Raw genomic sequence first — 25,419 nt, 5'->3', positions numbered from 1 at the left:
GCCAGGACCCGCGATCCGCCAATGAGTTCGGCGCGTTGGATTGATGAGGCTTATGGATGCGACGCGGCGGCCGCCTTTGGCTAGGTTGCGGCGCATGGGAGTGACGGAATGAACGCCATCCACCGGTCTCGCATCGCCCCCGGCGACAGCCGCCTCGCCGCCCGCCTGAGGCGGGACACGGAGGGCGAGGTCCTGTTCGGCGCCGCCGATCGCGGCCGCTACGCGACCGATGCCAGCATCTATCAGGTGGAGCCGCTGGGCGTGCTGGTGCCGCGGACCGTGGAGGACGTGGCCACCGCCATGGCCATCGCGCGGGAGGAGGGCGTCCCCGTCCTGCCCCGCGGCGGCGGCACCAGCCAGTGCGGGCAAACGGTGAACCGGGCGCTGGTGCTGGATGGCTCCAAGCACCTCCGGCAGGTGGTGTCGGTGGAGCCGGCCGGGATGCGCGCCACCGTGCAGCCGGGGATCGCGCTGGGCGCGCTGAACGACGCGCTGAAGCCGCACGGGCTGTTCTTCCCCGTGGACCCCTCCACCTGGGCGCGCTGCACGATCGGGGGGATGGCCGCGAACAATTCCTGCGGGTCCAAGTCGATCCGGTACGGGCTGATGGCGGACAACGTGCATGCCATCGACGCGATCCTGCCGGACGGGCAGCGCTTCGCCTTCGGGGAACTGCCGGACAACCTCGGCGAGGGCGTGCCGGGTTCGGTCGCCGAACTCGTCACTCGGCTGCGGGCGCTCGGCGCCGCGGAGGCGGCGGAGATCGCGGCCCGCTTCCCGAAGGTGCTGCGGCGCGTGGGCGGCTACGACCTGGAGAGCCTGACGCCGGAGGCGCGCGCGGCCGGGCGCGGGAACCTCGCGCGCATCCTGGTGGGCAGCGAGGGGACGCTCGCCTTCTCGGCGGGGCTGGAGCTGCGGCTCTGGCCGATCAAGCCGCGCAAGGCGCTCGGCATCTGCCAGTTCCCGACCTTCCGCCACGCCATGGAGGCTGCGCGCCACCTCGTCACGCTCAACCCGGAAGCGGTGGAGCTGGTGGACCGGACGATGATCGACCTCGGCCGGTCCATCGACATCTACCGCGGCACGATCGACCGGATGGTGATCGGGGAGCCGGATTCCCTGCTGATCGTCGAGTTCCACGGGCAGGAGGACGGGCCGCTCGCGCGCGACCTCGACCGGCTGGAGGAGATGATGGGCGACCTGGGCCATCCCGGCCAGGTCGTGCGCGCGGTCGATTCCGGCTTCCAGGCCGCGATCGCCGAGGTCCGGGAAGCCGGGCTGAATATCATGATGTCCATGAAGGGGGACGGGAAGCCGGTCTCCTTCATCGAGGACACGGCGGTGCCGCTGGAGGACCTGGCCGACTACACCGAGCGGCTGAACGACGTTTTCGCGCGCCACGGCACGAAGGGCACCTGGTACGCCCATGCGAGCGTCGGCTGCCTGCATGTCCGCCCCGTGCTGAACATGAAGGACGGCGAGGACGTCCGCCGGATGCGCTCCATCGCCGAGGAGTGCTTCGCCCTTGTCCGCGAATACAAGGGCAGCCATTCCGGGGAGCACGGTGACGGCATCGTCCGCTCCGAGTTCCACCGGGAGATGTATGGCGACCGCATCGTCCGCGCCTTCGAGACGGTGAAGGACGCCTTCGACCCGACCGGGCTGATGAACCCTGGCCGGGTGGTGCGGCCGCCTGCCATGGATGACCGGACGCTGTTCCGCTACGCGCCGGATTACGCCGGCGACCCGGCGGTCACGCCCGTGCTGGACTGGTCGCAGCACCAGTCGGGCAGCGCGTCCGGCGCGTTGTCCGGTTTCCTCGGCGCCGTGGAGATGTGCAACAACAACGGCACCTGCCGGAAGTTCGACGCGAACGTCATGTGCCCCTCCTTCCGCGTCACGCGGGACGAGGCGCACCTGACGCGGGGCCGCGCGAACACGCTTCGGCTGGCGCTGACGGGGCAGCTGGGACCGGATGCGCTGGCCTCCGATGAGGTGGCGGAGGCGCTGTCGCTCTGCGTGTCCTGCAAGGGCTGCCGGCGGGAATGCCCGACCGGCGTGGACATGGCCCGCATGAAGATCGAGGCGCAGCACGCGCGCGCCCGCAAGCACGGCGTGTCCGCGAAGGACCGCCTGATCGCCACCCTGCCTCGCTGGGCGCCGATGGCCTCGCGCGCGCCATGGCTCGCGAATGCGCGGGAATGGGTGCCGGGTGCCCGGGCCGTCGGGGAGAAGGCGCTGGGCTTCGCGCGGGAGCGGAACCTCCCGCGCTTCGCCCGCGATCCCTTCCGGGATTCCGAGCTGGACGGCGCGGCACCCGGGGCGCGCGGCGACGCGATCCTGCTGACCGACACCTTCAACCGCTATTTCGAACCGGAGAACGCGCGCGCCGCCGCGCGCGTGCTGCGCGCGGCGGGATGGCGGCCGGTGGCGCCCGCATCCGCCGGGCGGCCGCTCTGCTGCGGACGGAGCTACCTCGCGGCCGGCATGGTGAAGGAGGCGCGCGCGGAGGCCCGACGCACGCTGGACACGCTTTCGGCGAGCGACGCGCCGGTGGTGGGGCTGGAGCCGTCCTGCCTCCTGACGCTGCGCGACGAGTTCAAGGCGCTGCTCCCCGGCGCGGCGGCGGACCGGCTGGCCGACCGCGCCGTGCTGCTCTCGGAATTCCTGGTGCGGGAGAAGGCGTCGCTTCCGCTCAAGACCGTGGCGGCGGCGGCGCATGTCCACGGCCACTGCCATCAGAAGTCCTTCGGAGCTTTTCCGGATGCGGTGAAGGCGCTTCGCGGCGTGCCCGGCTTGGCCGTGAAGCCGATCGCGTCCTCCTGCTGCGGTATGGCCGGTGCCTTCGGCTACGATGCGCGCCGCGTGGAGATCTCAAAGGCCATGGGAGAGTCGTCGCTCGCGCCCGCCGTGCGGGCGGCGCCGGAGGAGGACCTGATCGTCGCGGACGGCACGTCCTGCCGGCACCAGATCGCCGACCTGACGGGCCGGGAGGCGCTGCACTCCGCCCGGGTTCTGGACATGGCGTTGGAGGCGCGGACGTGAGCGGCCCGGATGATCTGCTCGAGGTCTGGTTCGGCGGAGAGCCCGACCTTTCCCGCGAGAGCTGGTTCCGCGTGGACCCGGCCTTCGACGCGTCGCTGCGCGCGCGTTTCGGGGCAGAGGCCGACACTGCCGCCCGCGGCGCGCGGGACGGATGGGCGGAGACGCCGCGCGGCGCGCTCGCGCTGTGCCTCCTGCTCGACCAGGTTCCGCGCAACATCCACCGCGGTAGGTCTGCGGCGTTTGCAAGCGATCCGCATGCGCGCGAGATCGCCCGCATCGCCGTGCTCCACGCACGTCACGACCTCCGCCTCACGACCGTAGAGCGCGTCTTCCTGTATCTGCCGTTCGAGCACTCCGAGGATATCGCGGACCAGAATCTCTCGGTCGCGCTGTTCGAGGGGATGCGAGACGATCCACGTCATGCGCGCCCGGGCGGCACGATCGACTACGCCTGGCGCCACCGCGCGGTGATTGGCCGCTTCGGGCGTTTCCCCCACCGCAACGCGATCGTCGGTCGCAGCAGCAGCGCGGCGGAAAGAACGTATCTCGCGACGCCCGGTTCCGGCTTCTGACCAGGCTGCCTGTGCTCATTCTGCCACAGCCAGGTGTCAGAGAATCTGCGGGCGCAAGCGCTCCGCGCGATGTGAAAAAGTCGACTCCAGTCGCGATGTTAGTGACCAGCCCGTTAACGCCTGAAAAATGGCTTAACGCCCTGCCGGTGATCGCGAGCTGACGCCGCGGCAGCGAGTGGGGCGGTCAACCCAGAAGTTAGTGGAACGAAACATGGCAAGACGCTTCCTGAAGCACGCTCTTCTGGCCAGCGCCCTCGCGCTGCCGGGTGCGGCGCTCGCCCAGCCGATTTCCGGCCTCTACATCGCCGGCGCCGGCGGTGCGAACTGGCTCATGGACTCCGACGCGACCTCGTCCAGCGCTGCGGTCCGCGCGAACTTCGGCAACGGCAGCATCGAGTTTGAGACGGGCTGGGTCGCGCTCGGCAGCCTCGGCTGGGGCTTCGGCAACGGTCTGCGCCTGGAGGTCGAGGGCAGCTACCGTCGCAACAGCGTGGACGGCGCCTCGGGCTTCGGCGGCCTCGTGCGTCCGCTCCGGACCACCGGTCATGTGAGCAACTGGGCCGTCATGGCCAATGTCCTGTATGATTTCGTCATCCCGGGCTCGCCGGTCATGCCGTATCTCGGCGGCGGCGTCGGCTACGCCCAGACGAACTACCAGGGCGTTCGGGTCCAGGGCTTCAACGGTCCGCGCCTGGACCTCGTCGGGTCTGAGGGCAACTTCGCCTATCAGGGCATCGCCGGCCTCGCCTTCAACATCGCGGCCGTGCCTGGCCTTGCGGTGACGGCGGAGTACCGCTTCTTCGGCACCCTGGATCCGAGCATCCGTTCCAACTACGTGCCGGCCGCCGGCGTCGTGGCGCGCACCAACACCGAGGTGGAGAACTTCAACCACTCCGTCCTCGTCGGCCTGCGCTACGCCTTCAACCAGCCCCGCCCGGCCGTGGTGGCCACGCCGGTGGTGGCCGCTCAGCCGACTGTCGCGCGCACCTACCTCGTGTTCTTCGACTGGGACCGCGCGGACCTGACCGACCGCGCCCGGCAGATCATCGCCGAGGCGGCGAATGCGTCCCGCTCGACGCAGACGACCCGCATCGAGGTGGCCGGCCACGCCGACCGCTCGGGCACCCCGCAGTACAACCAGCGCCTGTCCCAGCGCCGCGCCGAGGTGGTTGCCGCCGAGCTCGCCCGCAACGGCGTGTCGCGCTCCGCGATCTCCATCTCCGCCTTCGGCGAGAGCCGCCCGCTGGTCCCGACCGCCGACGGCGTGCGCGAGCCGCAGAACCGCCGCGTCGAGATCGTCCTGCGCTGATCGCCCGCAGCCCCTCTGGACTCCGGACAGGGAGGGCGGCCCCGGAAGGGGCCGCCCTTTCCTTTTACAGTCCGATGCTGGACGGGTCGGGCGGCGGACTTTACGTCTCGGACATGAGCGACGAGACGCGGCCGGAGCCGGCCGCCATCCGCGCGGAAATCCTGCGCCTGGCCGGGGCGCGCGGCGCCCGCAAGACCTTCTGCCCGAGCGAGGTGGCCCGCGCCCTGGCGCCGGACGCCTGGCGTCCGCTCATGGGCCCGGTCCGGGCTGCGGCCGTATCCCTGGCGCGGGAGGGCCGGCTGGACGTGCTCCGCAAGGGCAAGCCGGCCGACCTGGACCTGTTGCGTGGCGTCATCCGCCTTCGCGCTCGCGGGGCATGACGGTCCCTACCCGCCCCTCCCGTCGCGCCTGATCTCCCGGAGACCACCATGTCCTCCCTCTCCACGACGCTGCGCGACGCCTGGTCGCTCGCCAGGCCCTTCTGGAACGGGGAGGAGCGCTGGGCCGCCCGGGGGCTGCTGGCGGTCGTGGTGGTGCTGAACCTCGCGCTGGTCGCGATGAACGTGATCCTCACCTACTGGCAGCGGGCCTTCTACAACGCGCTGGAGGCAAAGGACTGGGACGCCTTCCTCGGGCTCCTGTTCATCGGGCGGGAGAGCGGGGATGCCGGATCGGTCTTCGGCTACATGCCCGGATTCTGCCTCGTGGCCGCGCTGTTCATCGTCGTGGCGGTCTACAAGCTCTACCTCCAGCAGGCGCTGCAGATCCGATGGCGGCGGGGGATGACGACGCAGGCCATGGCGCGCTGGCTCTCGCGTCGCGCCTACTACCGGATCGCGCTGACGGATCGCGCGACGGACAATCCGGACCAGCGCATCGCCGACGATATTCGCCTCTTCGTGGATGACAGCCTGACCCTCGGGCTGGGGTTGCTCAGCTCGGTGGTGACTCTCCTCTCCTTCATCGCCGTGCTCTGGAGCCTGTCGGACGGGCTGACCGTGTTCGGGCTGGATATCCCGGGCTTCCTCGTCTGGGCCGCGCTTTTTTACTCCTTGCTGGGCACCGGGCTGGCCCACCTGATCGGGCGTCGGCTGATCGGACTGCACTTCGAGCGGCAGCGGGCGGAGGCGGATTTCCGCTACGCCCTGATCCGCCTGCGCGACAACGCCGAGGGCGTGGCGCTTCACCGCGGCGAGGCGGACGAGTCCCGCATCCTGCAGGGCCGCTTCGGCCAGGTGATCGTGAATTGGTGGGACATCATGCGCGCGACGAAGCGCCTGACCTTCTTCACCGCCGGCTTCGGCCAGGTCGCCAGCGTCTTCCCCATCATCATGGCGGCACCCGCCTTCTTCGCCGGGCGCATCCCACTCGGCGGGCTCATCCAGACCTCGACGGCCTTCGGGCAGGTGCAGGGCTCGCTATCCTGGTTCGTGGACAACTACCGGGACCTGACGGAGTGGCGCGCCACCGTGGAACGCCTGGCGGGCTTCTCCCGCGCCGTGGACGGCGCCCTGGCCCATGCCGGCGAGGGTCCTTCCGTTGCTCCGGCCGCGGACGGGGCGGTCTCGACGGAGAATCTGGACCTTCGCCTGCCGGATGGACGGGTGCTGCTGGCGGACGGGTCGCTGCGGATCGTGCCGGGAGAGGCGGTGGTCGTCACGGGCCCGTCAGGCAGCGGCAAGTCCACGCTGTTCCGCGCCCTGGCCGGCATCTGGCCTTTCGGGAGCGGGCGTGTCGCCGTGCCGGAGGCGGAAAAGATGCTGTTCCTGCCGCAGCGGCCGTACCTGCCCCTCGGCACGCTGCGGCGGGCCATCGCCTATCCCATGCCGCCGGAGGGCCTGCCGACCGAGACGCTGGTCGAGGCGCTGGAGGCGGTCGGGCTGGCCCATCTGGTTCCGCGGCTGGACGAGGAGGACGCGTGGGACCGGCGCCTGTCCGGCGGGGAGCAGCAGCGTGTCGCCTGGGCGCGGGCCCTGGTCGCCAAGCCCGACTGGCTCTTCCTGGATGAGGCCACGGCGAGCCTCGACCCCGAGGCGGAGGCGCGGCTCTACGGGATGCTGCGGGAGCGCCTGCCGGGGACCGGTATCGTCTCGATCGCCCATCGGCCGGCCGTGGCGGAGTTCCACGACCGGATGCTGCGGATGGAGTCCGGGCGGCTGGCGCCGGCGTAGCCAGGGATGGGCGCCGCCCCGGCGGCGCCCGGGATCAGCCCGTGCCGGTGGAGCCGGGAGCCGGGCGCGCCGTCAGCCCGGCCGGGGGCGCCGGGCGCTCGCGGCCGTAGAGGGCCATGGCGCGTCGCTCGAAGGCACGGACCATCAGGCGCACCGCCTCGTTGAAAACCGTGCCGATCACGGCCTGGAGGAGGCGGGACTTGAATTCGAAGTCCACGAAGAAATCCACCTCGGTCCCGCCGGGGATCGGATGGAAGCGCCAGTGGTTGTTCAGGTAGCGGAAAGGGCCGGTCAGGTATTCCACGTGCAGGTGGTCCGGCCGGTCGAGCGTGACGCGGCTGCGGAAGGTCTCCCGGAACATCTTGAAGCCGATCGTCATGTCCGCGACCAGTTCGGTGTCCGTGCGGGAGATGATCCGGGCGCCGACGCACCAGGGCAGGAACTCGGGGTAGCGGTGCACGTCCGCGACCAGGTCGAACATCTGCTCCGGCGTGTAGGGAAGACGCCGCTTCTCCGCGTGGGTGGGCATGCGGCCGGGCTTAGGCGGCGTTGGCCGGCGCGCGGCCGAGCGAGGCGTCGCGCGCGGCGCGCAGGGCGGCGAAATCCCGGTCCGCGTGGTAGGACGAGCGGGTGAGCGGGGTCGCCGAGACCAGCAGAAAGCCCTTCGCGCGCGCCATCTTCGCGTAGTCTTCGAACTCGGCGGGCTCCACGAAGCGGTCCACGGCGGCGTGCTTCACGGTGGGCTGGAGGTACTGGCCGATGGTCAGGAAATCGACTTCGGCCGAGCGCATGTCATCCATCACCTGCAACACCTCGGACCGGGACTCCCCCAGGCCGACCATGAGGCCGGACTTGGTGAAGATGCCGGGGTCCAGCCGCTTCACCTCGTCCAGCAGGCGCAGGGAGTGGAAGTAACGCGCGCCGGGCCGGATCGTCGGGTAGAGGCGCGGCACCGTCTCCAGATTGTGGTTGAAGACGTCCGGTCGGGCTTCCACCACCACCTCCAGCGCGCCGTCCTTGCGGAGGAAGTCGGGGGTCAGGATCTCGATCGTGGTGGCCGGGGCGGCGGCGCGGATCGCGGCGATGGTCTGCGCGAAATGGGCGGCGCCGCCGTCCCTGAGGTCATCCCGGTCCACCGAGGTGATGACGACATGGCGCAGGCCGAGGGTCGCCACCGCCTCCCCGACCCGGCGCGGCTCGTCGGCGTCGAGCGCGTTCGGCAGGCCGGTGGTGATGTTGCAGAAGGCGCAGGCGCGCGTGCAGATCCCGCCCATGATCATCATCGTCGCGTGGCGCTGCGACCAGCACTCCCCGATGTTCGGGCAGGCTGCCTCCTCGCAAACCGTGACGAGCTTCTGGTCCCGCATCAGGGCACGGGTCTCGTGGTAGACGGGGTGGTTCGGCGCCTTCACCCGGATCCAGTCCGGCTTGCGCTTGATCGGGTTATCTGGGCGATGCGCCTTCTCCGGGTGGCGGAGGGCGGCGGCGGAACGGCCCGGGGCTTCGGCAGCCGCGATCGCCGGCGTCTGCGGCCCCCGGACGGGCGCCGCGTCTGCCGTTGGAGCCACGGCATCGGCCTGCGCGGCCAGGACCGGGACGGCGCCGCCGGAACGGTGATCCACCAGGATTCGGGTGGCCATGGAGAAGGTCCTCCGCGCCGGACCGGCGCGCGGATGGGGAGATGGGGCCGGATGGCCCCACCGGTATCCCCTAGATGTGGATCACGCGGCCGTAAGCATCAAGCACGGCCTCGTGCATCGTCTCGCTCACCGTGGGGTGGGGGAAGACGGTGTGCATCAGCTCGGCCTCGGTGGACTCCAGGGTGCGGGCGATGCCGTAGCCCTGGATCATCTCCGTAACCTCCGGCCCGACCATGTGGGCGCCGAGCAGCTCGCCGGTCTTCGCGTCGAACACGGTCTTCACCAGCCCCTCCGGCTCGCCCAGGGCGATGGCCTTGCCGTTGCCGATGAAGGGGAAGCGGCCGACGCGGACCTCGTGGCCCGCCTCCTTCGCCTTCGCCTCGGTCAGGCCGACGCTGGCCACCTGCGGGCGGCAGTAGGTGCAGCCGGGGATGTTGCCGATGTCCATCTCATGGGGGTGCAGGCCGGCGATGTTCTCGACGCAGATGATCCCCTCATGGCTCGCCTTGTGGGCCAGCCAGGGGGCGCCGGTGAGGTCGCCGATGGCGTAGACGCCCTCCTCCCCCGTGCGGCCCATGGGGTCGGTGACGACGTGGGTCCGCTCGACTTTGATCTTCGTGCCCTCGAGGCCGATGTCCTCGACATTGCCGACGATGCCGACGGCGGAGATCAGGCGGTCCGCGGTGATCTGCTGGGCTTGGCCCTTCACCTCGACGTTGACGGTCACGCTGTTGCCGGACTTGGTGATCTGGCCGACCTTCGCGCCGGTCAGAACCTTCATGCCCTGCTTCGTGAAGGCCTTCTGGACGAAGGTGCTGATCTCCACGTCCTCGACCGGCAGGATGCGGTCCATCACCTCGATCAGCGTCACCTGGGCGCCCATGTTCAGGTAGAAGGACGCGAACTCGCTGCCGATGGCGCCGGAGCCGATGACGATGAGGCTCTTGGGCATGGAATCGGGCAGCAGCGCCTCGCGGTAGGACCAGATGAGCTTGCCGTCCGGCTCCATGCCCGGCAGCACACGGGCGCGGGCGCCGGTCGCGAGGATGATGTTCTTCGACGCGATCTCCGCCACCGGCTTGCCGTCCTTCGTGACGGAGAGCTTGCCGGGGCCGGCCAGCTTGCCCTGCCCGTCATAGACGGTGACCTTGTGCTTCTTCAGCAGCCCTTTGACGCCGCCCGAGAGCTGCCCGGCCACGGCGCGGGAGCGCTTCACCACCTTGGCGAAGTCGTAGCGGATGTTGTCCGCCGCGAAGCCGTAGGCATCGAGCGTGTGCAGGAGGTGGTTGATCTCCGAGGCGCGGAGCAGCGCCTTGGTCGGGATGCAGCCCCAATTCAGGCAGATGCCGCCGAGGTGCTCGCGCTCGACCAGCGCCACCTTCATCTTCAACTGGGAGGCGCGGATGGCCGCCACGTAGCCGCCGGGGCCGCCGCCCACCACCACGAGGTCGAACTGATCGGCCATGCTGGCCTCCCCTTTTCTTATGCGGCCATCGCGGCCAGGGCCTCGCCCGAGAGGCGCTGGCCCTTCCAAGCGTCCAGGCTCTTCGCGCCGATGCTGCGGTAGAACTGGATGGACGGCTCGTTCCAATCCAGGACCTGCCAGTCGATCCTGGTCCAACCCTCGCGCATGGCTCTCTGCGCGAGATAGCGGAAGAAGGCCCGGCCGATGCCAAGGCCGCGCTGGGCCGGCTCCACGAAGATGTCCTCGAGGTAGATGCCGGGCCGGCCCGTGAAGGTGCTCACGTTGTTGAACCAGAGCGCCTGGCCGACCACGCGCCCGTCCACCTCGGCCAGCACGGCGTTGAGGAAGGGCTTGGGGCCGAAGAGGAGGGCGCGGAAGTCGTCCTCCGTGCCCACCGCCTCGTGCAGCAGCTTCTCGTACTCGGCCAGGGCCCGGACCAGCCGGACCACGTCCGGCAGGTCGGCGGGGATGGCGTCCCGCAGCGTGAAGGCGTCAGTCATGCCTCGCCCTCTGCCGGCCGGACGCCGTCACAGCATGAGGCTCAGCGGATCCTCGACGATGCGCTTGAAGGTCTGGACCCATTCGGCGGCGAGCGCGCCGTCGATCACGCGGTGGTCCACCGACAGCGTGACGGTCATCACGGTCGCGATCGCCAGGGCGTCGTTCTTCACCACCGGCCGCTTCTCCCCCGCGCTGACGGCCAGGATGCCGGCCTGGGGCGGGTTGATGATCGCGGAGAAGGCGGTGACGCCGTACATCCCCATGTTGGAGATGGAGAAGCCGCCGCCCTGGAACTCCTCGGGTTTCAGCTTGCCGGACTTGGCGCGGCTGGCCAGGTCCTTCATCTCGTTGGAGATGGTGGCGAGGCCCTTCTGGTCGGCCTTGCGGATGATCGGAGTGATCAGCCCGTCCGGGATGGAGACGGCGATGCTGATGTCCACGTCGTCGTACTGGATGACCGCCTCGTCGGTCCAACTCGCGTTGGTCTGCGGAAGCTTCCGCAGGGTCGCGGCCGTGGCCTTGATGACGAGGTCGTTGACCGAAAGCTTGTAGGCGCCCGGTCCGTCCTTCGGGGAGCGAGCGTTCAGGTCGGCGCGCAGCTTCAGCAGCGCGTCCAGCTCCACGTCCATGGAAACGTAGAAGTGCGGGACGGTCTGCTTCGACTCCGTCAGGCGGCGCGCGATGACCTTGCGCATGGTGGAGTGCGGGATGGCCTTGTGCGGCGCCGTGATGGCGGGGGCCGGGGCCTTCGGCGGAGCGGCAGGCGCGGGCGCCGCGGCGGGAGCCGGTGCGGCGGCGGGGGCGGCCGCGGTCTGCGCGGCAGCGGGCGCGGGGCCGCGGGCCTGGGCCGCCTCGATGTCCGATTTCACGATGCGGCCGTTGGGGCCGGAGCCCTTCACGCCGTTCAGGTCGATCCCGGCCTGCTGCGCCAGACGGCGCGCGAGCGGCGATGCGAAGATGCGCCCGCCCGCCCCGGCCGATGGCGGGCTCGGTGCGGCGGCCGGCGCCGACTGGCTGGAGGGCTGGGGCGCGGAGACGGGCTGCTCGGCCGCGCCCGCGACCTTGCCGCCCGCGTCGTTCACCGCCTGCAGCGCCGCAGAGGCGGAGGCGGACTGGGCCGGTTCCTGCGCCGTCTTCGGCGCGGCGGAGGCCCCGCCCCCGTCGCCGGAGGGAACCGCCTCGCCCTGCTCGACCATGATGCCGATGGGCTGATTGACCTTCACGCCCTCGGTGCCGTCGGGGACGAGAATCTTCCCGAGGATGCCCTCATCCACGGCCTCGAACTCCATCGTGGCCTTGTCGGTCTCGATCTCGGCGAGGACGTCGCCGGACTTCACGGCCTCGCCCTCCTTCTTCAGCCAGCGGGCGAGCGTCCCTTCTGTCATGGTGGGGGACAGGGCGGGCATCAGGATGTTCGTGGCCATGGTGCGCGCCCCCTTACTTGTAGGTTGCCTTGCGCGCCGCCTCGACCACCTGCGCCACCGTGGGCAGCGCGAGCTTCTCGAGGTTGGCGGCGTAGGGCATCGGCACGTCCAGGCCCGCGACGCGGACGGGCGGCGCGTCGAGGTAGTCGAAGGCGCCCTCGATCACCTGGATCGCGACCTCGGCGCCGACATTGGCGAAGGCCCAGCCTTCCTCGACCGTCACGAGGCGGTTGGTCTTCTTCACCGAGGCGAGCACCGTGTTGATGTCGAGGGGGCGGATGCTGCGGAGGTTGATCACCTCGGCCGAGATGCCGGCCGCCTCCAGCTCCTCGGCCGCCTTCATCGCGAGGCCGACCATGATGGAGTAGGCGACGATGGTGACGTCGGTGCCGCGCCGCTCCACCTTCGCCTTGCCGATCGGCAGGATGAACTCTTCGTCCGTCGGGCACTCGAAGGTCTGCCCGTAGAGAATCTCGTTCTCCAGGAAGACGATCGGGTTCGGGTCACGGATGGCGGCCCGCAGCAGCCCCTTGGCATCCGCCGCGGACCAGGGGGCGATCACCTTGAGACCGGGCACGTGCGCGTACCAGGAGGTGTAGTCCTGGCTGTGCTGGGCGGCGACGCGGGCGGCGGCGCCGTTCGGCCCACGAAAGACGATGGGGCAGCCGAGCTGGCCGCCGGACATGTAGAGCGTCTTCGCGGCCGAGTTGATGATGTGGTCGATGGCCTGCATCGAGAAGTTGAAGGTCATGAACTCGACAATCGGCTTCAGCCCGGTCAGGGCGGCGCCGACGGCCATGCCCGTGAAGCCGTGCTCGGTGATCGGCGTGTCGATGACGCGCTTCGGCCCGAACTCGTCCAGCAGGCCCTGGGAGATCTTGTAGGCGCCCTGGTACTGGGCAACCTCCTCGCCCATCAGGAAGACGTCGCCGTCGCGGCGCATCTCCATGGCCATGGCATCGCGAAGGGCTTCGCGGACGGTGATGGGCTTGGTCGGGCCCCAGTCCTTCTCGGGCTCGACCTCCAGCGTGTGGGGTGCCGCGGCCGTGCCGGAGCCCTCGCGCTCCGGCGTGCCCTTCGCGGCGACGGCGCCGTAATCCTCGGCCTGCTTCGCGACCTGCCCCACCTGGCCGCCGTGCTGGGTGGCGTTGCTCTCGGGCTGCTGCGGCGTGGCGGGCTTGCTGCCCTGCTGGTTCGCGGGGGTGGAGGTGTCGCCGGCCGGGGCGGCGGAAGCGCCGCCGGCGCCGCCATCCAGCTCGGCGATGACAGAGTTCACCTGCACGCCCTCGGTGCCCTCGGGGACGAGAATCTTCGTCAGCGTCCCCTCATCCACGGCTTCCACTTCCATCGTGGCCTTGTCGGTCTCGATCTCGGCGATGACGTCGCCGGACTTCACCGCCTCGCCCTCCTTCTTCAGCCAGCGGGCGAGCTTGCCTTCCGTCATCGTGGGCGACAGGGCGGGCATCAGGATGGTGGCACCCATGTCAGCGGGCTCCCTGGCGAACGGAGTCGGCGTCCATGGGGCTGGGCAGGAGCACGTCGGTCCAGAGTTCCGACTCAGGCGGCTCCGGGCTCGCCTGGGCGAAGTCGGCGGCGTCCTGCACGATGGCCTTCACCTCGTCGTCGATCGTCTTCAGGTCGGCCTCGGTGACGCCGGCCTCGGTCAGCGCCTTGCGGACGAGCTCGATGCAGTCGTTCTGCTCACGCATCTTCTGCACCTCCTCCCGCGTGCGGTACTTCGCCGGGTCGGACATGGAGTGGCCGCGGTAGCGGTAGGTCAGCATTTCCAGGAGGTAGGGCCCCTCCCCGTTCCGGCAGGCCTGCACGGCGCGGAGCCCGGCCTCGCGCACGGCCATGACGTCCATGCCGTTCACCTGCTCTCCCTTGATGCCCCAGGGGGAGCCATTCTTCGAGAGGTCCTTGGAGGCGGAGCCGCGCTCCACGCTCGTGCCCATGGAGTAGCGGTTGTTCTCGATGATGAAGACGACGGGCAGCTTCAGCAGGGCGGCGAAGTTGTAGGACTCGTAAACCTGTCCCTGGTTCGAGGCGCCTTCCCCGAAATAGGTCAGGGAGACCTGGCCGTTGTTGCGGTACCAGTTGGCCATGCCCAGACCGGCGCCGAGCGCGACCTGGGCGCCGACGATGCCGTGGCCGCCGTAGAAGCCCTTCTCGCGGGAGAACATGTGCATGCTCCCGCCCTTGCCCTTGGAGTAGCCGCCGATCCGGCCGGTCAGCTCGGCCATGACACCGCGGGCCTCCATGCCGGTGGCCAGCATGTGCCCGTGATCGCGGTAGGAGGTGATGACTTGGTCACCCTCCTGCAGGGTCATCTGCATGCCCACGACGACTGCTTCCTGGCCGATGTAGAGGTGGCAGAAGCCGCCGATGAGGCCCATGCCGTAAAGCTGGCCCGCCTTCTCCTCGAAGCGGCGGATGAGGAGCATGTCGCGGTAGGCCTTGGACAGGAGGTCCTGGTTGTGGCCGGGGTCGGGTGCGTCCTTGCCTCGTCCACCGGCGCGGCGCTTCGTGGAGGGGTCGGTCCCGAGGGCCATGCGCACGCTCCTGCTGTTCTCGGCCGCGCGTTGTGCGGTTGGTCCGGGACATACGCGCGGCCCTGCCGTGCGACAAGCACCCCCGTCCAACCTAAGTTCTTGATGTTGCAGCGCAGTAGACGGATTAACCAGACTTCGGTTTACAGGGCGGCGTAGAGACGCGGCCCGGCGCGTCAGCCCGTTCGTCTTGCCGAACCGTCCGGCTTCGATGGAAACGACGGAAGGGGAGGATCGGTGGCGTGCGACGCTCTTCCGTACTTCCTGCCTTTGGGCACCGTCCCAACGCGCCGAGCAGATGCCGCTAGACCGGGGCACTTTGACCTCGGCCCCGGCACATTCTTACCTCCTTACTTCCTTACCAGCTGCTCGCACGACGTGAGGCCGTCACGAGCGGTCGGCGGCGGACGCAGATCGGGAGGTTGATGAATATGTTCCTACAGCTGCAAGGAGGGAGGGTCAAGTCATCCGGGACTCGCGTATCATCAGGTCGGGGCGGGCGAGGAGTGAGGGCGAGAGGGCACAGCCGAGCCCGGGGGCGGTGGGAGCCAGCACGTGGCCGTCCTGGATGGTGGGCAGCGCGGTGACGAGGTCCCGGTACCAAGTGGCGAGGGTGGCGCGGACCACCTCCTGGAAGATCGCGGTGGGGGCGTGGACGGCGAGGTGAAGGCCGGCCCAGAGGGCGACGGGGCCGGTGCAGTCGTGCGGCGCGAGCGGGCGGGCGTGGGATTCGGCGAGGGCGGCGATCTTGCGCGCCTCGGTGAGGCCGCCGCACCAGGCGAGGTCCAGCATCACGATGTCCACGGCGCCGAGTTCGAGGGCGCGGCGGAAGCTCGTCTTGCCGCCCAGGGTCTCGCTGCCGCAGAGCGGGACGCGGGTCTGGCGGCGGAGCTCGGCGAGGGATTCGAGATCCTCCATCTTCCCGATGGGGTCCTCGGCCCAGAAGATGTTGAAGTCCTCCAGCGCCCGGCAGATGCGGGCCGCGGCAGGCATGGACCAGAGCGAGTGCAGCTCGGCCATGATCTCGATGCGGTCTCCGACGGCGCGGCGGATCTTCTCGAAGGGTTCGAGGCCCTTCTTCAGGCCCTCCAGGGAGATCATCTGGCCGCCGGAGGCATCGGCGTGGGGGTCGAAGGGCCAGATCTTCATCGCGGCGTAGCCCTCAGACAGAAGGCTTTCCGCCAGGACGCCGGCGTCGCGGAAGAAGGCGACCTGGTCGTCATAGGGTCCGGTGACGGCGTCGGCTTCGCCGATGCGGCGCTGGCCGGCGCCGCGGGAGTTGTAGTCGTAGCCGGCGCAGGTGTTGTAGGCGCGGACCTTGTCGCGCACGGCGCCGCCCATCGCCTCGTGGATCGGGATGCCGTGGCGCTGGCCCATCAGGTCCCAGAGGGCCATGTCCACGGCGGAGGCGGCGCGGACCTCGGCGCTGGCGGCGCCGAAGCCGACATAGGGCGTGAGGAGGTGGCGCGACGCGGCCTCGATACGGCGGGAGTCCCGGCCCAGGAGGTAGGGCGCGACGCTCTCGTGCATCACCGCCTCCACGGCCTGGGAGCCGCGGAAGGCCTCGCCGAGGCCGGTCAGGCCCTCGTCGGTCGTGACCTCGACCCAGAGGAGGTTCGCGCGCTCCGGGATGCGGATCGTGCGGAGGGCGGTGATCTTGCTCATGCGGTCCGTTGCCTGTTGGTCTGGTGGCCCCATGGAAGGCTCTGCCTTCCCCGGACCCCATGCACCAGGGCGCGAACGCGCGCCCTGGACCCGCGTGGAATCCGATCGCGGGGTCCGGGGGTTGCGTTCAACCCCCGGCGGAGGGTCCGGGAGGCAGCGCCTCCCGGGGTCGCGCGCGATGGCTGCATCAGTCGGCGCGGAGGTTGTTCGCGCGCACCACCTCGAGCCAGCGCGCGGCCTCGGTGCGGACCCGCTCGCCCATCAGCTCGGGCGGGCCGCCGAGCGGGGCGATGCCGACCTCGGCGGCGCGGCGGCGGAAGGTCTCGTTCCCCAGGGCGCGGTTGAAGGCGGCGTTGAGGGCGGTGATCGTCGCGGCGGGCGTGCGCGCGGGGGCGAGGAGGCCGAACCAGGAGTCGATGACGACACCGGGGGCGCCACCTTCCGCGAAGGTGGGCACGTCGGGGACTTCCGGCACGCGCTCCGCGGCGACGACGGCGATCGGCTTCACGCTGCCGGAGCGGATGTGGGGGAGGATGGAGGGAATGTTGTCGAAGAAAACGTCCACGTTGCCGGCGATGAGGTCGGTGATGGCGGGGGCGCTGCCGCGATAGGGAACGTGGACCCAGTTGAGGCCGAAGCGGGTGCGGAGGAGCTCGGGACCGAGGTGGTTGGAGGCGCCGGCGCCGGACGAAGCGAAGGTGATCCGGCCGGGTTCGGCGCGGACTCGGTCCAGGACCTCCTGAAGCGTGTTCGCCGGGAAGCTGCGGCGGACGACCATGATGTTGCGGACGGCGCCGGTGAGGATCACCGGGGCGTAGTCGCGCGCGAGGTCGAAGCCGGGGTTGGCGTAGAGGGCCGGGTTGGCACCGCAGGGGCCGAAGGCGCAGACGATCAGCGTGGCGCCGTCCGGCGCGGCGCGGGCGACCTCCCCCATCGCGATGTTGCCGTTCGCGCCGGGGCGGTTCTCGACGACCGCACCGGCCGTCAGGTGCGGGCCGACGGCCTCGGCAAGGAGGCGGGCCATGATGTCGGTGGTGCCGCCGGGGGGCGAACCGACGATCAGGCGCACGGGGCGGTCGGGGAGCTGTGCGAGCGCCGGCAGGGCGGTCAGGAGCAGCAACAGCGCGGCCATCAGGCGCTTCGTCATCGGCGGGTCCCCTCCCCTTCCGGCGCGGCCGGGCGCCTCTGCGGGCGCGGGACGATCCTTCCACGCGCGGGAGCCCGCGCCAACGGCGGGCCCCGGTGCCCGATGGGCCAGTTAGGTCGGGCCGATCAGATCGGGCCGGGCGGTTCGGACTTGTTGCTCTTCAGTGGGGTCAGCAAGGCCAGGGTGAGGAAGGTCATCAGGCTGATCACCACCGCCACGTCATAGGCGCCCAGGGCGCTGGCGATGCCGATGGCGCCGGTGGCCCACAGGGCCGCGGCGGTGGCGGTGCCGTGAATGCCGGCGCTGCCCTTCAGGATCGCACCGCCGCCGATGAAGCCGATGCCGCCGATCACGCCCTCCACGATGCGGGCGGTCGCCTCGGCCTCGCCGCGCAGGAATCCCTCGCAGGCCTGAATGAATCCGCAGGCGGCGATGGCGACGAGGGGGAAGGTGCGGAGGCCGGCGCTCCGGCCCTCCTTCTCCCGGTCCCAGGCGATAGGGAGGGCGAGGACATAGGCGATGGCGAGCGCCTTCAGGTGCGGGAGGATGGCGAAGCTGTCCAAGGCGGGTCCGATCGCGCTGTTGCGGTCCGCGGGCCAATCTCAGCCGGGGCGGGCCGCTGTCATTCGGATGACATCGGGGCAGGTTGATGGCAGCGGGCGACCGTTCCGGTGAGGGCGCGGATCAGGGGTTCGACGGGCGGGCGGCGTCCACGTGATCGGCGGCGATGGAGCCGGCGCGCCGGGACTGGCCGGTGGGGCAGAGGTCGAGCACCACGCAGCGGGCGCAGGCAGGGCTGCGGAAGTGGCAGACGCGCTGGCCGTGCAGCATCAGCACCTCATGGTGGTCGTAGACCTGCTGGGCGTCCCATTCGTCGGGGAGCATCGCCTCCATCACGCGGTGGGAGGGACCGACGGCGAGGTTGGCGGGGATGAGGTGCAGGCGCTGGGCGACGCGATGGTGGTGGCTGTCCACCGGCAGGGCGCGGCGGCGGAGGCGGGAGAAGGAGAGGACGGCGGCGGAGGTCTTCGGGCCGACGCCAGGAAGCGCTTCGAGCCATTCACGGGCCTGCGGGACCGGCATGTCGGCGAGGTGGTCGAGGTTCAGCGTGCCGCGGGCGGCGGTGATGGCGCGAAGGGTCTTCTGCAGGGCGGGGGCTTTCGCCTCGGGCCAGGTGCAGGGCGAGAGGGCCTCCTGCACCTCGGCGGTCGAGGCGTCGCGGACCGCCTCCCAGTCCGGGAAGCGGTCGCGGAGGTTGCGGAAGGCCCGGGCGCTGTCGGCGTTGCGGGTGCGGTGGGAGAGGAGGGAGGAGACGAGCTCGTCCAGCGGGTCCAGGTCGTGGAAGTAGGCGATGGGGCAGCCATAGGCGGCGCAGAGTCGGGCATGCACCTCCAGGAGCTTCTCGTGCAGGGGGTGGCGGGTGCTGGCCAAGGCTCCGGTTCCTCCGAATCGGGGAGAAACGCGGGCGGCGACTCGGGGTTCACCTCATCCGCCCCGGCCCTGGCGAGCTGGGACGCGGCGTGGCGGGGCGTCGCGGGAGATAAGGCCCCAGGCGCTCCGCCTCGGCGAAGGTGAGCGTGCGGAACTCGCTCGTGCTGCCGTTCACGGTCGGGCGCGGATCGCGGCGGACGCGGCGCGGGCGGCGAGCGGATCCAGCCGGCGCGGGTGGGGCTCGGTCGGGGTCGTAGGGGCGTCAGCAGCGTGCCGGAGAGACCGCCGAGGGCGGCGCGCACGGCGCCGATTGCCCGGGGCGTGGCGGGTCCGCCGCACGCCACGCCGCGCGCACGGCGGGGTGATCGTCCATGCTGGGCTGGATGCTTGACACCTCGGGCGGCGCTGCGCCTCCTGCGCGGCAACGGCGCCCGCATGGCATCGCCGCCGAGGCGCGGAACAGCGAAAGGGATGAATCGGATGCTGCGTCGCGCCTTGCTGACCCTGGCCTGCGGCCTGATGCCCTTCGCGGCGACCGCGCAGGAGAACTGGCCGCAGCGGCCGATCCGGATGATCATCCCCTTCGCGGCCGGCGGCGTGACGGACATGGTGGGCCGCGTCGTCGGCGCAGAGATGAGCAAGCGGCTCGGGCAGCCGGTGGTGGTCGACAACCGCGTGGGCGCGGGCGGCAACATCGGGGCGGACGCCTGCGCGAAGGCGGCGCCCGACGGCTACACCATCTGCATGGGGACGATCTCCTCACACGCGATCAACGCGGCGATCTATCCGCGCATGCCCTTCGACAACGTGCGGGACTTCGCGCCGATCGCGCTGCTGGGGACGCAGCCAAACATCCTGGTGGTGTCCAACGCCCTGCCCGTGCGGACGGTGCAGGAGCTGGTGGACTACATGAAGGCGCGCCCCGGGCAGATGAACTACGGCTCCTCCGGCGTGGGGACGTCGATCCACCTGGCAGGGGAGCTGCTGCTGCAGATGACGGGGACGCAGGCCGTCCACGTTCCCTACCGCTCCTCGGGGCAGATCATGACCGACATCCTGGCGGGGCAACTGCCGATGTCGTTCGACAACTTCTCGTCTGCCTGGCCGCACGCGCGGGAGGGGCGGATGCGGGCGCTGGGCGTGGGCAGCCGGGAGCGGAGCCCGTCGGCGCCCGACGTGCCGGCCGTGGCGGAGACGCTGCCAGGCTTCGAGAGCCTGTCCTGGCACGGGGTGTTCGCCCCCGCCGCGGTGCCGGCGCCGGTGCGGGAGCGGCTGGTGCGCGAGGCGCGGGCGGCGCTGGCTTCCCCGGACGTGCTGGCGCGCTTCAACGATGTGGGGATCACGCCGGGCACGCTGTTCGGCGAGGAGTTCCGAGGCTTCGTGGCAAGCGAGACGCAGCGCTGGGGCGAGGTGGCACGGCGGGCGAACATTCGGGCGGAGTGAGGCTGGGCATGGTTCGTGACGGGGTGACGCGGCGGGCGGTTCTGGCGGGAGCGGCGCTCGGCGCGGTCGCGCCCCGTGCAAGGGCGGCGGATCCCTTTCCCTCACGCACCGTGACGATCGTGGTGCCCTTCGCGCCGGGGGGCGGGACAGATGTGCTGGCGCGGCTGCTCGGGCGGTACCTGACAACGGCCTGGGGACATGCGGTCGTGGTGGACAACCGGGCCGGCGCCTCGGGCAAGCTGGGGACGGAGATCGTGCAGCGCGCGGCGCCGGACGGGCACACGCTCGTCATGGCCTCGACCGGTGCGCTGATGGCGGTGGCGGGGGTGGAGCGGCCCTTCGCGGTGCACGAGGCGCTGGCGCCGGTCACGCTCGCGGCGGCGCCGGCCTATCTTGTGGTGGTGCATCCTTCACTCGGCGTGAGCGACGTCGCGGGGCTGGTGGCGGCGGCGAAGGCGCGGCCGGGGGCGATCGACTTCGGGTCGTCGGGCGTGGGATCGGCGTCGCACCTCGTCGGGGAACTCTTCGCGAGCACGGCGGGGGTGGAGCTGGTACACGTGCCCTATCGCGGGACGGGGCCGGCGGTGAACGACCTGATGGCCGGGCGGATCGGGGCGATGTTCGCCCCGCCGCCGACGGTGGCAGGCGCGGTGCGGGCGGGAAGCCTGAAGGTGTTGGGGATCACGTCGGAGGCGCCCTCCCCGCTCTTTCCCGGCGTGCCGCCAGTGTCCGCGACGCTGCCGGGTTTCTCGGCGGTGGGGTGGTTCGGGCTGCTGGCCCCGCGCGGGACGCCGGACGAGGTCACCACGGCGATCCAGCGGGCGGTGGCGCATGCCACCGAGACGCAGGAGGTGAAGGAGCGGCTGGCCGGGCTGGGCGCCGTGCCGGAGCCGCTGACGCCGGCCGAGTTCGCCCGCTACATCGACGCCGACGTGGGCAAGTGGCAGCGCCTGATTCGCGAGCGCGGACTGACGCTGGAATAGGGAATTCTGGACATGCTGAAGCTTGCGACCTTTGCGCCGCGCAAGGGCGGCGCCCCCATGCTGGGCGTGGTGCGGGAGGACCGGGTGCTCGCCCTGTCGCCGGGGCTGGAGATGGCGGCGGCGCTGGCGCTGCCGGAATCTGTGCTCCGGGCGTTGGCGGACGGGGCGGAGGGGCCGGGCTGGCCGGTTGATGAGGTGCGCTTCCTGCCGCCGGTCCTGAACCCGCCGAAGATCTTCTGCGTGGGCAAGAATTCCCGCGTGCACCGGCAGGAGCTGGTGCGGGAGGGCATGCTGAAGGAGGATCCGCAGGAGCCGACCGGGTTCGTGAAGCTTGTCTCCACGATGACGGGGGATGGGGACTCGGTCGCGCGGCCAGAGGGGATCACGACCTTCGACTACGAGCCGGAGATGGCCTTCGTCATGGCGCGGCGGGCGCACCGCGTCGGCAAGGCGGATGCGCGGCGCTACGTCGGCGGGATCACGGTGCTGAACGACCTGACGGCGCGCGCGATCCAGAAGCGCGAGGTCGAGACCGGCACGAAGTTCTGGACCGCGAAGAACATGCCGGGTTTCTGCCCGGTAGGGCCCTTCGTGGTGCCGATGTTCGAGGTGGTGGATCCCTACGACCTGTGGCTGACCTGCGATGTGAACGGGGAGCGGCGGTTGCGGGTCTCGACTTCGGAGCACATCTTCCGGATCGAGGACATCATCGGGCATTTCTCCCGCTACATGCCGCTGGAGCAGGGGGATGTGATCGCGACGGGGGCGCCGCGGGGGACCGCGATCTCGCAGCCGAATGCGGCGGAGCTCTACCTGAAGCCCGGCGATACCTGCGTCGCGGGCCTTGAAGGACTGATGGAGCTGACCACCCGGATCGTGGGACCGGACGCGGGCTGATCGCTTCCTGAGCGGCGTCTCCTCCTAGGGCGTCGGGAGAGACGACCGGTCTCTCCGGCTCCAGGCTCGCCGCCCCGCGCCGGGGAAACAGCGAGCCACGTCCGGCGGCGCGGCCATGGCACGTTGGGACGATGCGTGTTCATGGCTGGGCACGATCAGGGTCACGGCTTCCGGCCAGGGAACTCCCTCGCCGAGCCGATCTGCCGGATCACGCCCGGGCGGCCGACGGCAGCCACCCCGCCCTTCCAGTTCTCAGAACGCGAACCGGTTAAACCGCGGCATGGCTGCCACATCCCGGTCCGTATCCCAGGTTAAACTCGCGGGTTGTTGAACTCCCCCTATACACAACTTAAAGGATGTATGTCAGCTTAACATACACAACAGATTTGGTGTGTGGCTATGCCCGAGGGCTCGCTGCGCGACGCGATCCTTACCGAGGACTACCTGGCGGCCCATCTCGGCCCGGCAGCCCGGCAGGTCGGTTCGGTGCGGCGGCGACGACTCCTGTCATCCATGCTGGCCACGCCGGCGCTGCTCGTCGCGCCTCCCTTCATCGGCGGGATTCCCTTTCAGGAGACGCCGGGCCTCTTCGACCATGCGGGCCTGCTCTCGATCCCTCGGCCAGCGCGTGACCGATCCGCCGCCTGGATGGCCGACCTCCGGGCCGAGTGGAACCTGTTCCACCGGCGCTACGTCACCGCCGAGGGCCGGGTGGTCGACACGCACAACTCCGGGATCTCCCATTCGGAGGGTCAGGGCGTCGCGATGCTCTTCGCGGCCGAGGCCGGTGACCAGGCGAGCTTCGAGCGGATCTTCGCCTGGACGAACACCAATCTGCGGCGGTCACGCGACGCGCTCTATGCCTGGCGCTACCGCCCCGAGTCCCTGACGCCCGTGACGGACCTGAACAACGCGACGGACGGGGACATCCTGATCGCCTGGGCGCTGATGCGGGCCGCGGAGCGCTTCGAGGCGCCGCACTACGACGGTCTCGCACGGGCCATCGCGTCCGACATCCTGGACCTCTGCACCCGGCGAATCGGCCAGCGGCTGCTTCTCCTGCCCGGCTCCTACGGCTTCGAGCACCGCAACCATGTGGTCCTCAACCCATCCTACTACATCGTCCCGGCGCTGCTGGAGTTCGAGCGGCTGGTCCCCGGGCCGAGCTGGCGGCAGCTCGTCATGAACGGGCTGGAGATCGGCTGCCGACTCGGCTGCTTCGGGCGCTGGTCGCTGCCGGCGGACTGGATCGAGGTGCCGCACGACGTGGGCGAGCCGGTCCGGCTGGCCACGGACAAGCCGGCCCGCTTCTCCTGGGATGCCGTGCGGGTGCCGCTCTACCTCGCCTGGGGGCGGCGCCGCGGGGAGCAAGCCCTTCACTCCTGCCACCAGTACTGGACGGACCCGGGGCATGGGGGTCGCCTGCCGGCCTGGGCGGACCTGCGCACGGATCGCCTGGCACCGTATGCCGGCCACGCCGGCGTCGAGGCCGTCGCGCGCCTCGCGGCCGCGACGGTGTCGGACCAGCGCGCGCGACCGAACCTGCCGCGGGTGGCCGATGCGACCGACTACTACGGCGCCTCCCTCACCCTCCTGGCCCGCCTGGCCTGGCATGACGCGCAGGCCGGGCGCCCCGCATGACCGACGCGCCCCTACTCGGCGAGGCTCCTGATCAATTCGAGCACCCGCTTGCGGACATCGGGATCGGAGATGCTGCAATAGGCACGCAGCACCTCCCGCCGCTCCTTCCGCGGGACGTTCCCGGCGCCCTCCACCTCGGTGTCGTCGGAGAGCTCGGCCATGCGGCGGTCCATCGTGGCGGCACCGCCGAGATGCTCCGGCATGTCATCGAAGAAGTAGGCGATCGGGACGTCCAGCACGCGCGAGAGATCGAAGAGCCGGCTGGCGCCCATGCGGTTCACCCCGCGCTCGAAGCGCTGGACCTGCTGGAACGTCAGCCCCAACGCCTCGGCGACCTTTTCCTGGGTGAGCCCGAGAAGCATTCGTCGCATGCGAATGCGACCGCCGATGTGCTCGTCGATCGTGAGGCGAGACAGGCCCGCTTCGCGCGTATCAGTGGCTGGCGCCATGGATGCGTCTCTCAATCGCGACGGGACCGAACCAGGGAAGGCCGGATCGGCCTAAGACTTCAACAACAAGTGTGGGCTTTTCCGGCACGGCGACGCCCTTCTCCCACTTGGCTGCGGACAGGTTCCAGGGGAACGTTCTGGTCCCCTACACCATGGGAACGCCCCTCGTCGGGGCCGGGATACAATACCTCTGATCTCATGGCGACCGATGACGTGCCGCATGTTGAGAAATGGCGCAAATTTATTCTTAGGGTCTCCGGTCGCGAGATGACGTCCCAACCGGTCGAGTTCGACCTCCCGCGAGTTCATCGACGTGCCGCGATGCACGTCCCGCAGGCCGCGCGAGGCCATCGTCGAATCACAGGCGCAAGGGGCCACCATGGGATCTGACCCATCCTCTCGCCGGGTGGCGCAGCCGCCCTCGGCCCGCGTCCTCCGGGCCGTGGAGGAACTCGCCACGCTCGCCCGGTCGCGCGACCTGATCCACACGGACCGGCTCCTGGCCGACCTGATGGTGATCCTGTTCCAGAAGGGCGGATCGGGGGCCGACGCGGCGGGCCGGCCGGGCGTCTCTGACGTCCGCGCGGATCATGGCCCGGTCCCCCCGAAGAGAGGCGCGGCGCCTCCCGCCCCGGCCGATCAGCGCTGCCGCCAGGGAAGTCCGGACGCCTTCCACCCGGCGGTCGTGCCGCGGTGGCCATCCCCGTCCACGGGGCCCTCGAAGCCGTCCGCCACGTTGTAGGCATTCGGGAAGCCCGCCGCCTGGGCAGCCTGGGCGGCGGCGAGGGAACGGGCCCCGGATCGGCAGAGAAAGTAGATCTTGCTGAGCGGCGTGGCACCCGCCCGGTGCAGGTGCTCGGTGAAGGCGCCGTTCACCTGCATCGACGGGAAGACTTGCCAGGGAATCAGGACCGGCTGCTTGCCCGCCTCGGACAGGTCCGGGAGGCCGACGAAGTTCCACTCCGCGTCGGTGCGAACGTCCACCAGCAGGGCATCGGGGTCGGTCCTCAGCGCGTCCCAGGTGGACCGGGGGGAGACGTCCTCAACGGGCATCGGCGATTCCTTTATCTCTGCGCGGGGTAGATAG

At 70.5% G+C, this 25,419-nt stretch carries 22 protein-coding genes; 9 read left to right on the top strand and 13 right to left on the bottom strand.

Annotated features, from left to right (window positions below; genetic code table 11):
• The first annotated feature begins 108 nt into the window (after positions 1 to 108).
• The 5 genes from ACP6CK_RS02210 (at position 109) to ACP6CK_RS02190 (ending at position 7,097) form a co-directional block, all read left to right on the top strand.
• The gene (locus ACP6CK_RS02210) at positions 109 to 3,045 is read left to right on the top strand and encodes an FAD-binding and (Fe-S)-binding domain-containing protein (RefSeq protein WP_426957143.1); all 2,937 of its coding nucleotides are present in this window, start codon (positions 109 to 111) and stop codon (positions 3,043 to 3,045) included.
• The gene (locus ACP6CK_RS02205) at positions 3,042 to 3,617 is read left to right on the top strand and encodes a DUF924 family protein (RefSeq protein WP_426957142.1); all 576 of its coding nucleotides are present in this window, start codon (positions 3,042 to 3,044) and stop codon (positions 3,615 to 3,617) included. The genes ACP6CK_RS02210 and ACP6CK_RS02205 overlap by 4 nt, the downstream gene beginning before the upstream one ends.
• A 211-nt stretch (positions 3,618 to 3,828) precedes the next feature.
• Entirely contained in the window at positions 3,829 to 4,926 is a 1,098-nt protein-coding gene (locus ACP6CK_RS02200; RefSeq protein ID WP_426957141.1) for an OmpA family protein, read from the top strand.
• Between the two features lie 113 nt (positions 4,927 to 5,039).
• Positions 5,040 to 5,306 carry a DUF3253 domain-containing protein gene (locus tag ACP6CK_RS02195; protein ID WP_426957140.1) on the top strand — a complete coding sequence of 89 codons (267 nt, stop codon included), beginning with the start codon at positions 5,040 to 5,042 and terminating at the stop codon, positions 5,304 to 5,306.
• Between the two features lie 48 nt (positions 5,307 to 5,354).
• Positions 5,355 to 7,097, top strand: coding sequence for an ABC transporter ATP-binding protein/permease (locus ACP6CK_RS02190; protein WP_426957139.1), 1,743 nt, complete (start codon positions 5,355 to 5,357; stop codon positions 7,095 to 7,097).
• Between the two features lie 34 nt (positions 7,098 to 7,131).
• Here ACP6CK_RS02190 and ACP6CK_RS02185 read toward each other — a convergent pair whose 3' ends face one another.
• The 11 genes from ACP6CK_RS02185 to ACP6CK_RS02135 form a co-directional block, all read right to left on the bottom strand.
• The gene (locus ACP6CK_RS02185) at positions 7,132 to 7,626 is read right to left on the bottom strand and encodes a type II toxin-antitoxin system RatA family toxin (RefSeq protein WP_426957138.1); all 495 of its coding nucleotides are present in this window, start codon (positions 7,624 to 7,626) and stop codon (positions 7,132 to 7,134) included.
• Positions 7,627 to 7,636: 10 nt separating this feature from the next.
• A complete protein-coding gene (lipA, locus tag ACP6CK_RS02180) occupies positions 7,637 to 8,737 on the bottom strand; it encodes a lipoyl synthase (RefSeq protein WP_426957137.1) in 1,101 nt (366 codons plus the stop codon).
• 70 nt (positions 8,738 to 8,807) lie between these two features.
• Entirely contained in the window at positions 8,808 to 10,202 is a 1,395-nt protein-coding gene (gene lpdA / locus ACP6CK_RS02175) for a dihydrolipoyl dehydrogenase (protein ID WP_426957136.1), read from the bottom strand.
• 17 nt (positions 10,203 to 10,219) lie between these two features.
• The gene (locus ACP6CK_RS02170; protein ID WP_426957135.1) at positions 10,220 to 10,702 is read right to left on the bottom strand and encodes an N-acetyltransferase family protein; all 483 of its coding nucleotides are present in this window, start codon (positions 10,700 to 10,702) and stop codon (positions 10,220 to 10,222) included.
• Positions 10,703 to 10,729: 27 nt separating this feature from the next.
• The gene (locus tag ACP6CK_RS02165; RefSeq protein WP_426957134.1) at positions 10,730 to 12,127 is read right to left on the bottom strand and encodes a pyruvate dehydrogenase complex dihydrolipoamide acetyltransferase; all 1,398 of its coding nucleotides are present in this window, start codon (positions 12,125 to 12,127) and stop codon (positions 10,730 to 10,732) included.
• A 13-nt stretch (positions 12,128 to 12,140) separates the two neighbouring features.
• Positions 12,141 to 13,610: a pyruvate dehydrogenase complex E1 component subunit beta gene (locus ACP6CK_RS02160; RefSeq protein WP_426957133.1), complete on the bottom strand. Its 1,470-nt coding sequence runs from the start codon at positions 13,608 to 13,610 to the stop codon at positions 12,141 to 12,143.
• A gap of 1 nt (position 13,611) precedes the next feature.
• On the bottom strand, positions 13,612 to 14,679 hold the full coding sequence (gene pdhA, locus ACP6CK_RS02155; RefSeq protein WP_426957132.1) for a pyruvate dehydrogenase (acetyl-transferring) E1 component subunit alpha: 1,068 nt from the start codon (positions 14,677 to 14,679) through the stop codon (positions 13,612 to 13,614).
• Between the two features lie 456 nt (positions 14,680 to 15,135).
• Positions 15,136 to 16,341 (bottom strand): mandelate racemase/muconate lactonizing enzyme family protein, encoded by a 1,206-nt coding sequence (locus ACP6CK_RS02150; RefSeq protein ID WP_426957131.1) that lies wholly within the window; start codon positions 16,339 to 16,341, stop codon positions 15,136 to 15,138.
• Between the two features lie 187 nt (positions 16,342 to 16,528).
• Positions 16,529 to 17,488: a Bug family tripartite tricarboxylate transporter substrate binding protein gene (locus tag ACP6CK_RS02145; RefSeq protein WP_426957130.1), complete on the bottom strand. Its 960-nt coding sequence runs from the start codon at positions 17,486 to 17,488 to the stop codon at positions 16,529 to 16,531.
• A gap of 125 nt (positions 17,489 to 17,613) precedes the next feature.
• A complete protein-coding gene (locus ACP6CK_RS02140; RefSeq protein WP_426957129.1) occupies positions 17,614 to 18,051 on the bottom strand; it encodes an MgtC/SapB family protein in 438 nt (145 codons plus the stop codon).
• A gap of 121 nt (positions 18,052 to 18,172) precedes the next feature.
• Entirely contained in the window at positions 18,173 to 18,919 is a 747-nt protein-coding gene (locus tag ACP6CK_RS02135; RefSeq protein WP_426957128.1) for an endonuclease III domain-containing protein, read from the bottom strand.
• A 480-nt stretch (positions 18,920 to 19,399) separates the two neighbouring features.
• Between ACP6CK_RS02135 and ACP6CK_RS02130 the strand changes: the two genes are divergently transcribed.
• The 4 genes from ACP6CK_RS02130 (at position 19,400) to ACP6CK_RS02115 (ending at position 23,883) form a co-directional block, all read left to right on the top strand.
• Positions 19,400 to 20,362 (top strand): Bug family tripartite tricarboxylate transporter substrate binding protein, encoded by a 963-nt coding sequence (locus ACP6CK_RS02130; RefSeq protein WP_426957127.1) that lies wholly within the window; start codon positions 19,400 to 19,402, stop codon positions 20,360 to 20,362.
• Between the two features lie 8 nt (positions 20,363 to 20,370).
• Positions 20,371 to 21,345, top strand: coding sequence for a Bug family tripartite tricarboxylate transporter substrate binding protein (locus ACP6CK_RS02125; RefSeq protein WP_426957126.1), 975 nt, complete (start codon positions 20,371 to 20,373; stop codon positions 21,343 to 21,345).
• 12 nt (positions 21,346 to 21,357) lie between these two features.
• The gene (locus ACP6CK_RS02120) at positions 21,358 to 22,242 is read left to right on the top strand and encodes a fumarylacetoacetate hydrolase family protein (protein ID WP_426957125.1); all 885 of its coding nucleotides are present in this window, start codon (positions 21,358 to 21,360) and stop codon (positions 22,240 to 22,242) included.
• Between the two features lie 399 nt (positions 22,243 to 22,641).
• Positions 22,642 to 23,883 carry a glycosyl hydrolase family 8 gene (locus tag ACP6CK_RS02115; RefSeq protein WP_426957124.1) on the top strand — a complete coding sequence of 414 codons (1,242 nt, stop codon included), beginning with the start codon at positions 22,642 to 22,644 and terminating at the stop codon, positions 23,881 to 23,883.
• 11 nt (positions 23,884 to 23,894) lie between these two features.
• Here the strand turns inward: ACP6CK_RS02115 and ACP6CK_RS02110 are convergent, their stop codons facing one another.
• Both ACP6CK_RS02110 and ACP6CK_RS02105 read right to left on the bottom strand, forming a co-directional pair.
• Complete coding sequence (locus tag ACP6CK_RS02110; RefSeq protein WP_426957123.1) at positions 23,895 to 24,332, bottom strand: helix-turn-helix domain-containing protein; 438 nt, start codon at positions 24,330 to 24,332, stop codon at positions 23,895 to 23,897.
• A gap of 639 nt (positions 24,333 to 24,971) precedes the next feature.
• Positions 24,972 to 25,385, bottom strand: coding sequence for a rhodanese-like domain-containing protein (locus ACP6CK_RS02105; RefSeq protein ID WP_426957122.1), 414 nt, complete (start codon positions 25,383 to 25,385; stop codon positions 24,972 to 24,974).
• Between the last annotated feature and the right edge of the window lie 34 nt (positions 25,386 to 25,419).

The organism is Muricoccus radiodurans, assembly GCF_050154705.1.
In the GTDB taxonomy this organism is placed as follows: domain Bacteria; phylum Pseudomonadota; class Alphaproteobacteria; order Acetobacterales; family Acetobacteraceae; genus Roseomonas; species Roseomonas radiodurans.
This window is presented reverse-complemented; position numbering and strand designations above follow the sequence as displayed.

What these genes read in the sequence shown, in the direction of transcription:
- ACP6CK_RS02210 (WP_426957143.1), top strand. Translation starts at nt 109, where the DNA reads ATGAACGCCATCCACCGGTCTCGCATCGCCCCCGGCGACAGCCGCCTC.
- ACP6CK_RS02200 (WP_426957141.1), top strand. Translation starts at nt 3,829, where the DNA reads ATGGCAAGACGCTTCCTGAAGCACGCTCTTCTGGCCAGCGCCCTCGCG.
- ACP6CK_RS02195 (WP_426957140.1), top strand. Translation starts at nt 5,040, where the DNA reads ATGAGCGACGAGACGCGGCCGGAGCCGGCCGCCATCCGCGCGGAAATC.
- ACP6CK_RS02190 (WP_426957139.1), top strand. Translation starts at nt 5,355, where the DNA reads ATGTCCTCCCTCTCCACGACGCTGCGCGACGCCTGGTCGCTCGCCAGG.
- ACP6CK_RS02185 (WP_426957138.1), bottom strand. Translation starts at nt 7,626, where the DNA reads ATGCCCACCCACGCGGAGAAGCGGCGTCTTCCCTACACGCCGGAGCAG.
- lipA (WP_426957137.1), bottom strand. Translation starts at nt 8,737, where the DNA reads ATGGCCACCCGAATCCTGGTGGATCACCGTTCCGGCGGCGCCGTCCCG.
- lpdA (WP_426957136.1), bottom strand. Translation starts at nt 10,202, where the DNA reads ATGGCCGATCAGTTCGACCTCGTGGTGGTGGGCGGCGGCCCCGGCGGC.
- ACP6CK_RS02170 (WP_426957135.1), bottom strand. Translation starts at nt 10,702, where the DNA reads ATGACTGACGCCTTCACGCTGCGGGACGCCATCCCCGCCGACCTGCCG.
- ACP6CK_RS02165 (WP_426957134.1), bottom strand. Translation starts at nt 12,127, where the DNA reads ATGGCCACGAACATCCTGATGCCCGCCCTGTCCCCCACCATGACAGAA.
- ACP6CK_RS02160 (WP_426957133.1), bottom strand. Translation starts at nt 13,610, where the DNA reads ATGGGTGCCACCATCCTGATGCCCGCCCTGTCGCCCACGATGACGGAA.
- pdhA (WP_426957132.1), bottom strand. Translation starts at nt 14,679, where the DNA reads ATGGCCCTCGGGACCGACCCCTCCACGAAGCGCCGCGCCGGTGGACGA.
- ACP6CK_RS02150 (WP_426957131.1), bottom strand. Translation starts at nt 16,341, where the DNA reads ATGAGCAAGATCACCGCCCTCCGCACGATCCGCATCCCGGAGCGCGCG.
- ACP6CK_RS02145 (WP_426957130.1), bottom strand. Translation starts at nt 17,488, where the DNA reads ATGACGAAGCGCCTGATGGCCGCGCTGTTGCTGCTCCTGACCGCCCTG.
- ACP6CK_RS02130 (WP_426957127.1), top strand. Translation starts at nt 19,400, where the DNA reads ATGCTGCGTCGCGCCTTGCTGACCCTGGCCTGCGGCCTGATGCCCTTC.
- ACP6CK_RS02125 (WP_426957126.1), top strand. Translation starts at nt 20,371, where the DNA reads ATGGTTCGTGACGGGGTGACGCGGCGGGCGGTTCTGGCGGGAGCGGCG.
- ACP6CK_RS02120 (WP_426957125.1), top strand. Translation starts at nt 21,358, where the DNA reads ATGCTGAAGCTTGCGACCTTTGCGCCGCGCAAGGGCGGCGCCCCCATG.
- ACP6CK_RS02115 (WP_426957124.1), top strand. Translation starts at nt 22,642, where the DNA reads ATGCCCGAGGGCTCGCTGCGCGACGCGATCCTTACCGAGGACTACCTG.
- ACP6CK_RS02110 (WP_426957123.1), bottom strand. Translation starts at nt 24,332, where the DNA reads ATGGCGCCAGCCACTGATACGCGCGAAGCGGGCCTGTCTCGCCTCACG.
- ACP6CK_RS02105 (WP_426957122.1), bottom strand. Translation starts at nt 25,385, where the DNA reads ATGCCCGTTGAGGACGTCTCCCCCCGGTCCACCTGGGACGCGCTGAGG.